Annotated in this window: 9 protein-coding genes; 2 read left to right on the top strand and 7 right to left on the bottom strand. The window is 71.4% G+C overall.

Translation table 11 applies throughout. The features are described 5' to 3' along the window. Positions 1–79: 79 nt before the first annotated feature. Complete coding sequence (locus tag FOF48_RS33440) at positions 80–430, bottom strand: hypothetical protein (RefSeq protein WP_186002179.1); 351 nt, start codon at positions 428–430, stop codon at positions 80–82. A 184-nt stretch (positions 431–614) separates the two neighbouring features. Next, positions 615–1,679 carry a hypothetical protein gene (locus tag FOF48_RS33435; RefSeq protein WP_143908550.1) on the bottom strand — a complete coding sequence of 355 codons (1,065 nt, stop codon included), beginning with the start codon at positions 1,677–1,679 and terminating at the stop codon, positions 615–617. A 109-nt stretch (positions 1,680–1,788) separates the two neighbouring features. Between FOF48_RS33435 and FOF48_RS33430 the strand changes: the two genes are divergently transcribed. Continuing rightward, entirely contained in the window at positions 1,789–3,465 is a 1,677-nt protein-coding gene (locus tag FOF48_RS33430; RefSeq protein ID WP_255442945.1) for a M14 family metallopeptidase, read from the top strand. Positions 3,466–3,595: 130 nt separating this feature from the next. Beyond that, on the top strand, positions 3,596–6,379 hold the full coding sequence (locus FOF48_RS37650) for a CHAT domain-containing protein (RefSeq protein ID WP_143908547.1): 2,784 nt from the start codon (positions 3,596–3,598) through the stop codon (positions 6,377–6,379). 30 nt (positions 6,380–6,409) lie between these two features. Here the strand turns inward: FOF48_RS37650 and FOF48_RS33420 are convergent, their stop codons facing one another. From FOF48_RS33420 to aspS, 5 genes are all read right to left on the bottom strand, one after another. Beyond that, positions 6,410–7,300 carry a hypothetical protein gene (locus FOF48_RS33420; protein ID WP_143908545.1) on the bottom strand — a complete coding sequence of 297 codons (891 nt, stop codon included), beginning with the start codon at positions 7,298–7,300 and terminating at the stop codon, positions 6,410–6,412. Beyond that, entirely contained in the window at positions 7,297–8,253 is a 957-nt protein-coding gene (locus FOF48_RS33415) for a cupin-like domain-containing protein (RefSeq protein ID WP_255442944.1), read from the bottom strand. The genes FOF48_RS33420 and FOF48_RS33415 overlap by 4 nt, the downstream gene beginning before the upstream one ends. Before the next feature lie 329 nt (positions 8,254–8,582). After that, positions 8,583–9,572 (bottom strand): cupin-like domain-containing protein, encoded by a 990-nt coding sequence (locus FOF48_RS33410; RefSeq protein ID WP_143908543.1) that lies wholly within the window; start codon positions 9,570–9,572, stop codon positions 8,583–8,585. 78 nt (positions 9,573–9,650) lie between these two features. After that, on the bottom strand, positions 9,651–10,910 hold the full coding sequence (locus FOF48_RS33405; RefSeq protein ID WP_143908541.1) for a carbohydrate porin: 1,260 nt from the start codon (positions 10,908–10,910) through the stop codon (positions 9,651–9,653). A 190-nt stretch (positions 10,911–11,100) separates the two neighbouring features. Further along, positions 11,101–12,918 carry an aspartate--tRNA ligase gene (gene aspS, locus FOF48_RS33400; protein ID WP_143908539.1) on the bottom strand — a complete coding sequence of 606 codons (1,818 nt, stop codon included), beginning with the start codon at positions 12,916–12,918 and terminating at the stop codon, positions 11,101–11,103. Positions 12,919–12,977: the final 59 nt, after the last annotated feature.

Below are 12,977 nucleotides of genomic sequence, written 5' to 3'. Positions count from 1 at the left end.
ACCACGGAGGACAGGGGCCACATCCATGGTTCACATTCAAACACACCCCACGGACGGAGGGTGTCTGGCCGGGTGCGTCTCAGCGTTGTTCCTGGGGACCGGCGCCGTCGTGGGGGCAGCCCGGGTCGCGGCCGGCGTCCTGGCCGTTCTGGCAGGGTTCGCCCGGCTTCTGCTGCTCAGGGCCCGTGTGCCCCGAACCGCCCACTCCTTGCCGGAAGCCGTTCGCGGCCTCGCGGCTGGACTCGCGGACGCTCTCGGCGGCGCGGTGGGCGCCGTGCTGGACGTCCCGGGCGGCCTCGCCTACCTGCTGCCCGGCCTGACGTGCGTTCTCGTTCACGGTCTGCTGCTGGCGTTCGTTGCAGCCCACCGCGAAGCCCACGGTTCCAATCACCCCCAGCACGACGAGCCCGTTGAAGCGGCGTGTCCACATGATGGTCTCCCCGAGGGTCCCGGCCCTCTGGGCTCAAACGTAGGCACGCCCGCATCCAGACGGAGTCCCGCTCCCCCGCCCGGACAGACAGGGGGCGCCGCTCGCCCGTCAGGCCCTGACCCGAGGCGCCTCACCGGAGGGGAATGTCTTCCCACGGCTTCGAGGCGCGTTGGGCGGTGAAGCCTCAGTAGGTGGGCTCGTCCTGAGGCTCGGCCTCGGGTTCGTCCTCGGTCGGAGCCAGGGCCTCCTCGTCCGACGCGGGTTCCTCGCTCGGAATCCCATTGAACTCGATCGAGTCCCGTTCCGGCCCGTCCTCGTTCAACGGCGGAGCATGGACGTCCGCGGGCTTGTTGAACGCGGTGCCGGCGTTGTCCTCGCTCACGTCGGTCGCGCACCCATAGGGGCCCGTGAAGAGCCGCAGCACCTGGACCTCATCCCAGTGCCGCTCGTCGTCGAAGAGGATGGAGTCGGTGATCGTCTCCGAACCTCCCGGAGGGAGGCTGAAGTCGCCCACCCGGTCCTCCTCCACGCCTCGGCCACCTTCCGTGAGGTACGCCCGCAGGCACCCGGCCCCCGACACGCGCCGCGCGGTCAGGTTCTTCACCGTGTACGTGATGAGGTACTCGCCCGCTTCCGAATCCTGTCTCACCCGGATGTTGGACACCGCGAAGTCCGCCGCCGTCGCGTCCTCCGGCGCCTGGAAGGCCGGCGTCCCCGCCGGAGCAGGCTGACCCGACGGCAGCAACCGCGACACCTCGCTGGTCGGCTTGAGGATCCCCGCAGAGCAGGAGTACGCGGAGGTCGTGTAGAGCAGCAGCGAGCGGGCCTGCGTCCAGAATCCCCGGCTCACCCGCACCCGGTCCTCGAACGTGTCGGTCGTCTCGCCCTTCACGGTGATGCTGCCCAGCTTCACCGCGTCGATGCCCCGCCCGTGCTCGTCGTGCAGGGACAGGCACGCGTCGCCACGCCCCTGCGCCGTGCCGGGGTTGGTGAGGGTGTACGTCACCGCCACGTCGTCGCCGCTGCGCGTGAGCGCCACGTCCGAGAACCGCAACGGTTTCGCCACCTTCTCGACCACACCCGCGTCCTGCCTCCCCGCGTCGGGTACGGCCACGGCCGCCACGCCCGCATCTAGGGGCGTGCTCGCCGCGGGAGCATCCCGCTTGCACCCCGTCCCGGCGCCCCCTACCGCGCCCCCCAGGAGGAGCGCGCCCAGGACATGCCCGCGCCGGTGTCCAGCCCGCATCATGAAGCCCCCTCGAGTGACACTTTCCGTCCGGTCTCATATGGGACACCGCCACGGTGCGGCAAGGTGGCCCCGCTTGGCGCGCTTGACGACGCATGGCCGGAGCGCTCGGATGCGCGCACCTATGCCCATCTCCCAGCTGCGCACCCGCGCGGAAGCCACCGACTATCAGGAAACCTCCCGCAGCGCCGACGTGGTCGCTTTCGTCGACGCGCTCTGCGGCCAGACGAAGCTCGCCAAGCGCGTGGACTTCGGCCAGAGCGGTGAAGGCCAGCCCCTCGTGTCGCTCATCCTCAGCGACCGCCAGTGCTTCACGCCGGAGCTGGCGCGCAAGCAGAAGAAGCTCATCGTGATGGTGGAGGCCAACATCCACTCCGGTGAGGTGGAGGGCAAGGAGGCGCTGCAGGCCCTGGCGCGCGAGCTCACCCTCACCTCCCTGGGCAAGAAGCTCTTGGACCGGCTGTGCCTCGTGTTCGTCCCCAACTTCAACCCGGACGGCAACGACCGCATCAGCAAGGGCAACCGCGCGTTGGACCTGAAGAACCTGGAGGGCCAGGTGAACCCGCCCGGCGGCGTGGGCACGCGCTACACCGGCGAGGGCTGGAACCTCAACCGCGACAACATGAAGCAGGAGGCGCCGGAGACGCGCGCGCTCGCGAAGCTGTATCAGGCGTGGTGGCCGCACCTCTTCGTGGACTGCCACACCACGGACGGCAGCATCCACGGCTTCGATCTCACCTTCGACATCCCCCACGGCAACGCGACCCTGATGCACACCTCGCGCGGCTACAACCGCGAGCTGGCCGAGCGCGTGTCCGCCGCGGTGAAGAAGAAGCACGGCTTCGACAGCTTCTGGTACGGCAACTTCCGCAAGGAGGGCGACCCGCGCTCCGGCTGGCACACCTACCCCGCGCTGCCCCGCTTCGGCAGCCACTACCGCGGTCTGCTGGGCCGGCTGGACGTGCTGCTGGAGACGTACAGCTACATCGACTTCCCCCGCCGCGTCGCCGTCATCCGCGCGTGGGTGCTGGAGCTGATCCGCGACGCCGCCCGCTACGCCAAGGCCTACCGCGCCGCCACCGACTTCGAGGAGGCGGCCATCATCGCGCGCGGCAAGACGCCCGACGTGCAGGACCTCGTGGGCATCAACTACGGCGTCGCCCAGCGCGACGCGGAGGGCGCGCTGGTGTTCGACTACCCGGCCTACGTGCTGGGCGACGACACCGCCGTCATCCACTCCTTCGACGAGGCCAGCATCGAAGGCCGGCGCTACCCGGGCAAGCGCCGCAAGGTCTACAAGACGCCGCACTACCGCACCTTCGTGCCCACGCAGTCGGTGAGCACGCCGTCCGCGTACCTGGTGCCCGCGTCGCTCGCCTCCCGGCTGGAGGGCCACGGCGTCCGCTTCGAGAAGCTCGCCCAGGCGCAGCGCTTCCAGGTGGACAGCTACCGCATCGCCCGCCGCGAGCAGACCTTCAGCCCGGACGTGGCCGCCAACGTGCCGCCGCCGGGGCAGGATGAAGTCCCGCTCAGCCAGAAGCCCAAGCCCGTGCGCTTCGAGACCATCCTCACCGTGGCCCCCGAGCGCTCCGAGCGCGAGTTCCCCGCGGGCACCCTCAAGGTCCCCACCGACCAGCGCACCGGCACGCTCATCACCTACCTGCTGGAGCCGCATTCGGATGACGGCCTCTGCCGCTGGCAGTTCCTGGACGACAGCCTCACCGTGGGCGAGCTGTACCCCATCCACCGGGTCGTGGAGTCCACGCGCGCGCCCCTGAAGGTGGAGTAGGTCCCCGCCGTCCGGCCTCCGGCGCCTCCGCGTGCTTTTCCCCGGGCCCTGTCGTGCCCGGCGGGATTCGCCCTAGACTGTCGCCTGCAAGACCCGCGGAGGACAGGCGGGGGCACGCGGGAGGCCCCAGATGGCTGGCTGGCTGGTCACGCCCCGAGGCATGCGCCTTCCGGGGCGCACAGGCATGACGCGCGTGGGGGGCGGCTTGGCCCTGACGCTGTGCATGGCCCTGGGCTTCGCCGCGGTGCGCCTCTGGAGTCAATGGGACCCGCGCCCCGAGCTGCCCGCGCTGTGGCTGTCGGATGCGTCCACGCGCCCCCTGGAGGTGCGGTTGAGCCGGCCCGCCGCGGACGCCTACCGGCCCTATGTCCCGCCCCGCGCTCGGGACGCCGTGCCCCCTCCGGTGCCCCTGGGCGCGCTGTCCCGCCTGGAGGAGCGCGGCGACACGCACGGCCTGGGCCTCAGCTACCTGCTGCACGGCGATACGGAGCAGGCGCTCGCGTACCTGACGCGCACGCCGCCCTCGCTGGACCGGGACAGCGACCTGGCCGCCGTGGCGCTCCTGCGGGAGCGCCCCGACGAGGCCCTGACGCTGCTGGACGCCACGCTCGAAGCCATGCCCGACCACCCGCAGGCGCGCTGGAACCGGGCGGTGATGGCGCGCGAGCTGGGCCTGACGCTCCTGGCGGCCACCACCTTCGAGGCAGTGGCCGCGAAGGGCGAGCCCGGCTGGAGCGACGAGGCGCGCGAGCAGGCGCGAGCGCTGCGCTCCCGGCTGGGGGCACGGGCCGCCGCGTGGAAGGCCGCGCGCGACGCGTTCCTCGCCCGGTCGCGCTCACCCACCGCGCCCCTGCCGGTGGAGGCCGCGGCCCGCTTCCCGGGGCTGGCTCGCGAGTCCTTCTACGAACTGCTGGCGACCGCGGAGGAGCCCTCGCGGGTGCAGGAGCTGTGGCCGCTCGCGCGGGTGTTGGACCACGCGTCCGGGGACACCTCCGTGTTGCAGGACACCGTGCAGCGCGTGGCCGCGCTGGACTTCACGCGCCGGGCGCCGCTCGCGCGCGAGTACGCGAAGCTGGTGCGGGAGGAGCATCCCAGCCCCGAGGGCCTCGTCGAACGGCTGCGCCAGGAGGGCACGGCCCGGGACCTGCTGCTGGGCGCGCTGCTCCGCGCGCCGAGCGTGGCGCGCACCCAGGAGGAGCTGCACGCGCTGATGCACGGTGAGAGGGACCCATGGATCCTCTCGCGGCTGGCGCAAGAAGGGGCCCGGCTGGATGACCTGGCGGGACAGGAGTCCCAGGGCGGAGACCGGTTGCGGGAGGCGCTGGAAGAGTGCCGCGCGCGCAAGCTGCACCTGCGCTGCGTGGATCTGCTCGTGCGGCTGAGCCAGCGCGCGACCGCGTCGAACCGGCTGGTGGAAGCCGAGGAGTCCGCCAGGGCCGCGTGGCAGGAGGCCGCCGCGCTGGGGGAGTGGGACCGCGAGGGCACCGCGCTCGTGATGTTGGCCAACGCGACGCGGTTCCAGGTGCGGGTGGCGCTCGCGCGGGCCTACCTCGCCGAGTCCCTGGCCCGGCAACCGGACGACTGCATCGCGCGAACCCAGGTCCACCGCAACCTGGCCTCGCTGGCGCTGATGCGCTTCCGTCCGCGGGAGGCCCGGCAGGAGATGGAGGAGGCCCTGGCCTGCGGCCAGACACCCGGGTTGCAAGGCGCGTGGATCCTCGCGGACCTGGCGCGGTTGGATCCCCGTCCGTCCGACGAGGCGCGCCTCAAGGCGGAGCTGGCGCGGGTGACGCCGCTGCGGGAGAACGCGGGGCGGCGCGTGCTGGCCACGCTCATCCTGGGCCGCTTCACGGTGGACCGCGACTGGAGCGAGGGCCAGCAGGTGCTCCGCCGCACCATCGCGGAGGCGGAGCCGCTGCTGCGCACCAACGCGGACGCGCGCGACGCGCGGGCGGTGGCCTTCCAGACGCTCGCGGTGAGCGCGGGACAGGTGGGCGCCTTCCGCGACGCGATGGACGTGGTGGCCGAGAGCCTCCAGGTCTCCGTGCCAGAGGGCTGCGTCCTGGCGGCGGCGGTGGAGGGTGAGCGCACGGTGGCGGTCGTGCGTGGGCCCCAAGGCCAGCTCCAAGGCCACTACGACGCCTCCCGCACGGAGCCCCTGCGCGATGACCTGACGGGGCTGGTGCCGGCCGAGTTGGTGGAGCTGCTGCGCGGCTGCTCGCGCGTCGCGGTGCTGGCCGCGCCGCCCCTGGACAGCCGCGCGGGCATCCTCCCGCCGGACCTCGCCTGGAGCTACCGCGTGGGCACGGACACCCATGCGGCGTCCCCCGCGAAGCCGCCGCTGCACGTGGTGGTGTCGGACGTGGAGCCCCCGTCGACGCTGCGGCTGGCGCGACTGCCTTCGGCGGCGGAGGCGGACCTGGCGGGAGCGCAGCGGCTGCTGCGACTCAAGGGCGCGCAGGCCACGCCCGAGCACGTGCTGGAGGCCATGGAGCAGGCCACCGACATCGACATCCACGCGCACGGCGTGGTGGACCGCGCGCTGTCGGACGCCACCGTCATCGCGCTGTCGCCGCAGCCGGATGGCCGCTACGGCCTCACCGCGGAGGAGCTGCGCCGCCGCCACCTGCATGGCGCGCCGCTGGTGGTGCTGGGCGCCTGTAGCGCGGCCCACCTCGCGCCCTTCCTGCATCAGACGAAGTCACTGCCGCAGGCCTTCGTCGCCTCGGGGGCCCGCGCCGTGTTCGCGGCCACGTCGGGCATCCCCAACGACGCGGGGGCGTTCTTCCGCGCGGTGCGCGAGCGCATCCAGGCCGGCACGGAGCCCGCCCAGGCCCTGCGCGCCGAACGCCTGGACTGGCACCAGAAGCAGCCCGGCATCCGGTGGGTGGACAAGGTGCTGCTGTACCAGTAGCCGCGCGGGCCCTCCTGCCCAAGACGCCCCTCAGTCGCGCGGGGGCAGGGGCGAAGGCTGGGGCTCCGCGTCGACGTCCCACGTGACATTCGGCTCCGGCAGCGCGAAGGCCTCGAACGAAACAGCGACGCCTCCGTCTGGCGCGGTGAAGCCGTACCACCACCCCACCGGAAGCAGGAGCAGCTCCCCGGGCGACAGCAGCACGTCCAGGCTCAAGGGCGCATCCCCAGGTTCGTCGGAAGCAGCCACGCGCCGCAGCTCGAACGCCGGGACGAGCTGGAGCCGCCGCACCCCATGCACCTGGGCCAGCAGCACGTTGCGCCGCGCGGCCCGCAGCGGGACCTCCGCCGCTGGCGGGTCCCACCACAGGCGCGGCTCGCACGCCCGAGCCTCCTCCGCTGCATACCCCCGAGGCGACGTCAGGCCGCGCACCAACGGCTCCCACCGGGGTTCATCGAACAGGGGGACGCAGCACGCGTACTTCGCCGCCCGTTCGCCCAACAACGCCGCGACGCGCGCCGGAGTCCACGCCTCCTGCTCGAGCGAAGCACTCCAGCCATGCCGCAGCACCACGGGCAGGTTCTCGAAGTAGTAGCGCTCGAAGAACACGGCGGGCGTCAGCGCCTCGTGGCGCTCCACCCGGGGCGGCCCCTCCGTCTGCTGGAACAGCTCCGAATACACATCCAGCAGGCCCTCCAGCTTGCGCTGCATGCCCACCGCGCGCAGCGCCCCGGCGACGAAGGGCTCTGTCTGCTCCGCCTCCACCGCGCGCCTCGCGTCCTCCGCGCCCACCCCCGCCTTCTCCAGCGCCGCCACCAGCTCCCGTGGCAGCGTGCCGCGCAGCAGGTTCTCCACCAGCCAGCGCCGCCACTCGGGAGTCAGGGGCGAAGGCCCCGCCTGCACGTCGCGCGGCGTCTTCATCGGTGCTCCTCCGGAGGCAGGGGGCCCAACCAGCCCTCGCGCCAGCAGGTGTTGAGGCCAGGTGTCTGCTCGAAGTTCACGAACGTCACGGACAGGCTCGGCTCCAGGGCCCGCAGCGCATGCCACCATCCCACCGGTATGAAGAGCGCGTCTCCCGGCCCCACCTCCACCGTGTGCAGCGCCACGCGGGCGAAGTCCGGGAAGCGCTCCGTGTCCGGCGCCAGCACGTCCACCGCGCTGTAGAAGCCGTGCACGTTGGACATCCACGGCGTCTCCCACGACGGCGCGAGCCACACCTGCTTGCGCCCCCACACCTGGCAGAAGAGGACGTTGAGGTGATCGTGGTGCAGGTTGGACAGCGTCCCCGCGGGCCCCAGCCACACGTGCACGCGGTCCGGCCCGTGCAACTCCGGCTGGATGTAACCCGCGGGCGCGCGCAGGTCCTCCAGCAGTGGCCGGAAGGCGGCGCGCAGGAGCAGGCTGTTGCGCGCCACCAGATACATGTCGTTGCTCGGCGCATCGGCGAAGCCCGCGAGCAACTTCCGCAGCGGCACCTCCCGGCGCAGGCGGTCCGCGTGGAGGTCCGGCAGGTCCTGCGCCTCCCGCCCCGCCATCACCTCCACCGTCTCGTCACCGAAGTGCTCGGCCAGCCACGCGGGCGTCCACCGCTTCCTCGCGGGCCAGTCCTCCATCAGCCCTTCGATGACGACCGGCCGGTTGCGCCGGTAGTAGTCCGTGAAGAACGCGTCTGGAGACAGCCGCGACCGCCGCTCCACCCGCGCCCCGGCAGCCCCCTGCCGTCGCAATCCCGACCGCGCCGCGAGCAACGACTCCAGCAATCCCAGACGCGCCGCGCGCCCGCGTCCGCCCATCACCGCGGGGTGCGCCTCCGCGGAGCGAACCGTTTCCCAGGCGACCTGCGGAGCCACGCCCGCCGCTTCCAGCCGAGCCACCAGCCGCTCATGGGGGACCCCACGCACAAGGTTCTCCGCGAGCCACGTTTTCATTCTGGGGGGAATGGTGGAATTCATCGCCGGACCCCTCGAATCGGGCTGGACCTGTTGGGTTGTCCACATCCACCTAGAGCGGACTCCATGACCACTCCTGCGAACGCACATCTCATCGTCCCGAACCCCCCGCCAGCCCCTAGCGAAGACGAGACGCGCCGGAAGAAGGCCCCCGAGCCGCCCGCGCCCACGCCGCCGCCGCCCACGCCGCCCCTTCCTGAAACGCCGCGAGTCGAAAACATCAACGGCTAGCATCGGCCCAGCCGGGGCACACCTCATCCGGAGGTGTGCCACCGCGCGTTGCCACCCGGCACGTCCAGCGACTGGAACGTCACCGACACGCTCACGTCGAGCGCATGCACCTGGTGCCACCAGCCCACGGGGATGAAGAGCATCTCGCCCGGGCCCAGCACCACCTCGTGCACGTGGGCCGTGGCGAAGCCGGGGAAGCGCGCCAGGTCAGGCGCGGCCGCATCCACCGCGCTCCACACATGCTCGCGGTTGTACACGCGCGGCGTCTCGAAGGACGGAATCAACCAGAAGCGTTTGCGGCCGTGCACCTGGCAGAACAGCACCGAGTCCACGTCATGGTGCAGCGCCGTGCGAGTGCCCGCCGGCCCCACCCACAGCTTGATGCCTCCGGGTGGAGGCTGGGGTTGGAGGAAGCCGGGGGCCGGCCGCACGTCGTCCAACAAGCGGCGCAGCTCCGGCCGCTCCAGCGCGAAGTTGCGCGCGGTGAGGTACAGGTCGTTGGTGGGGCCGCCGTGCTCCAGGCGGTGGAGGAAGTCCGCCAGCCGCATCACCGTGCGGCACCCATCCGGTGACAGGTCGTGGTCCGCGCGGGTGTCGCGGCCCGCCATGACCTCCACCTCCACGTCGCCCAGCTCACGCGCCAGCGCCTCCGGCCGCCAGCGCTCCAGGAGCGACCAGCCCTCCAGGAAGTCCTCCAGGACGACGGGGCGGTGCGCGCGGTAGTAGCGGGCCTGGAACTCGCCCGCGGAGACGCCCCTGCGCCGCTCCACCCCAGCGCGCGCCTGCGCATGCAGCGCCGAGCGAACCTCCAGGAGCGACGCCACCTCCGCCCTCAGCGCCACATGCCGGGCCCCGGCCTCCACCGCCGGGTGCCGGCCAGCGCGCGCCACCTCCGAGCGAGCCTCCTCCGGGGCCACCCCTCCGGCGACCAGCGTCCGGGCCAGCGCCTCCGCCGCCACGCCGCGCAGCAGGTTCTCCGACAGCCACGCATCCCACGCGGGTGACAGGGCCATCGCGCCACTCTAGGCCAGCCGTGAAGCGGCACGGAAAGGGGGGGCTTCCCCCACATGCACCGAAGGCCGGGGCGCGGCCTAGAGGCTCAGCGCGCCCTTGAGGCCCAGCACGATGACGTTGCGCGAGGTCTCGTCGGCGCCGGGGCGGATGAACTGGAAGTTGGGCCGCAGCACGAGCCACGGCGTCGCGTGGAGGCTGTAGTACAGCTCGCCCAGGTACTCCGACCGGGGCACCAGCACGGTGGGGTCCTGCTGCTGCTTCAGCCGCTGGGCCTCCACGTAGCGCCCGTTGGAGTGCGTGCGCCCCAGCGCGAAGCCCACGTCGTCATCCGCCCGGCCGAAGATGCCGGTGTACCCCAGGCCCAGCGTGTACTGGCTGTCCTGGGCGGACGTGTTCTGGTCCGTGTTCGTCAGGCGCAGGAACACGTTGAGCCCCTGCGCCTTGTTCTCCGCGCCCGCCACGTGGGTCAGCTGCTGGCGCGCGACGAAGTACACGCCATAGCGCCCGTCGCGCTCGACGTCGTCCAGCAGCACGTCGGGGGCGTTGGACGTGTCGTACCAGGCGCCCAGCTTGTAGGTGCCCTCCAGCCGGCCCGCGCTGAACTTCGGCGTCCACGCCAGCTCCAGGGGCAGCATCACGCCCGTCGCCCCGTGGAAGCGCCCCAGGTAGAAGGCCTCGTCCAGGTTGCGCGGGTTGATTTCGTACGCGGACAGCTGCACGTAGGCCACCTTCGCCACGTCCACGCGCAGCCGCGTGCCCCACTGGCTCACCGGCCAGTTGAACCAGTAGTTGCCCACGATGTTGCCCGGCTGCGCGCCGCAGAAGCTCAAGTTCTGGAAGTCGCAGGGGAAGTCCGCCGTGTCCTCGCCAATCGTGACGCGGCCCAGCTTCAGGTGCACCCGGTCGCCCCAGAAGAGCTGCTCGTACCAGAGCTGCGTGAGGCGCCCCACGTTGCCGCGGCCGTACACCTCCTGCACCAGCTGGAGCGTCCCCAGGTCCATGTCCGCGCCCAGGTTGTTGCCGTTGCGGTACGTGAAGGTGAACTGGAAGGTGCCGCCATGGAGGCCCGCCAGCTTCTCCATGTCCAGGCCCAGCTGCGCGTCGAGCTGGCCCGCCTGCCGCAGGGCGTGTCCCTTGCCGCCGCGCGCGTTGTAGGCCAGCTCCGTCACGTAGCGGAGCTGGGTGGAGATGCCCATCTCGAAGAGCAGCCCCCGCGGTCCCCCCAGGCTGTCGGTGAGGCCCGGAGTCATCTTCGTCTCGGAGTCGGCGGCGAACCCTGGCCCCGCGCACAGCAGGCCCCACGCCGCCAGCCATCCCACCCAGGACCGTCCCCGCATCGCGACCTCCCCCTCGCACGCCTCGGGGTCCTCAATGGTCACGGACGCAAGGATGTCCACCTGGGCCTGGGGGCCATCCGTCCCCTACCGGCCACGGCCCCCGCCCTCTTGAAGGGGCCGGGGTGTGGCACGCGACGGAGCGGCCCGCCGGGAGTGTCCTCCACCCGGCGTCGCCGCACCGCCGTCCCCGCTACTTCTGCGGCAGCGGCACCGTGCGCACGTGCAGGTCGCGCAGCTGCTTCTCGTCCACGTCGCCAGGGGCGCCCGTCATCGTGTCCGTGCCCGTCTTCGTCTTCGGGAACGGAATCACGTCGCGCAGGGACTCCGCGCCCGTCAGCAACATCACCAGGCGGTCCATGCCCAGCGCGATGCCGCCGTGCGGAGGCGCGCCGAACTTGAGCGCGTCCAGGAGGAAGCCGAACTTGGTGCGCGCCTCCTCCTCCTGGATGCCCAGCGCCTGGAAGACCTCCGCCTGCACCTTCGGATCATGCAGACGGATGGAGCCGCCGCCGATCTCGAAGCCGTTGAGCACCACGTCGTAGCGGTGGCACTTCACGCGGCCCGGATCCGTCAGCAGGTACTGCACGTCCTCGTCATGCGGACGGGTGAAGGCGTGGTGCGCCGCCGCCCAGGTGTTCGTCTCCTCGTCGAACTCGAAGAGCGGCGGGTTCACCACCCAGAGGAACCGCCACTGGCCGCCGCTGCCGTACTCGGGGATGAGGCCCAGCTTCTTCGCCACGTGCACGCGCAGGTTCGCCATCACCGTGTGCACCAGCGACTCCCTGCCGAACTGGAACAGGATGAGGTCGCCCGTCTTCGCGTTGCACGCCTGGTTGATGGCCTGCCGCAGCGCCGGGGTGATGGTCTTGGACAGCGGGGACTGGGTCCACTCACCGCCCTCGCCCACCTTCGCGCGCGCCAGACCGCGGGCGCCCGCCTGCTTCGCGAAGTCCTCCAGCTTGTCGCTCTCCGCGCGGGACAGCGCCTTCTCCGCCGGGACGACCATCGCCTTGACGATGCCCTTCTCCTGCACCGCGTCCCACATCATCGGCACGCCGCCCGCGGCGCCGTGCTCGCGGATGACGTCCGTGAGCACCACGTGCTCCAGCCCGAAGCGCAGGTCCGGCTTGTCGTTGCCGTACTTCGCCATGGACTCGTAGAAGTCCATCCGCTGGAACGGCGTCGGGATGTCCAGGCCCAGCACCTCGCCCCACAGCTTCTTCAGCAGCCCTTCGATGATGGTGAAGATGTCGTCCTGGGTGACGAAGCTCATCTCCACGTCGATCTGCGTGAACTCCGGCTGCCGGTCCAGGCGCAGGTCCTCGTCGCGGAAGCACTTCACGATCTGGAAGTACCGGTCGAAGCCCGCGACCATGAACAGCTGCTTGTAGAGCTGCGGGCTCTCCGCCAGCGCGTAGAACTTGCCCGGGTTGAGCCGGCTGGGGACCAGGAAGTTGCGCGCGCCGCCCGGCGTGTACTTGCCCATGAAGGGCGTCTCCAGCTCCAGGAAGCCGTTGCCCACCATGTACGAGCGCGTGAGCGCGTTCATCTTCGAGCGCGTCATCAACGTCTTCTGCAGGGGGCCCCGGCGCAGGTCCAGGTAGCGGTGGGCCAGGCGCTTCTCCTCGGAGGTGTCCACGTTGTCCTCGATGAGGAACGGCGTGGGCTCCGAGCGGTTGAAGATGGTCAGGTCCGAGGCCTTCACCTCGATCTCCCCCGTCTTCATCTTCGGGTTCACGTTCTTGCCGCGCGAGAGCACCTTGCCCTTGATGCCGACGCAGTACTCCAGGCGCAGGTGGCCGGCCGTCTCATGGGCCTCCTTGCTGTCCGGCTCGAACACCACCTGGGTCAGCCCGTCGCGATCCCTCAGGTCGATGAACACCGCGCCGCCGTGATCGCGGCGATTGTGCACCCAGCCGAAGAGGACCACCTCTTCGCCAACGTTCGCGGCCGTGAGTTGACCGCAGGTATGGGTACGCTTGACCTCGGAGATGAACGGAACTGCCATGGGGACCGCCTGCGTTTGGTTCGGGAGAGAAGGCCGGGCACCATAGCGGATCGTGGAAA

The sequence above is a fragment of the Corallococcus sp. Z5C101001 genome (assembly GCF_007352635.1).
Taxonomy (GTDB): Bacteria; Myxococcota; Myxococcia; order Myxococcales; family Myxococcaceae; genus Corallococcus; species Corallococcus silvisoli.
Note: the sequence above shows the minus strand (reverse complement) of the source record. Positions and strands in the feature narration are given on the sequence as shown.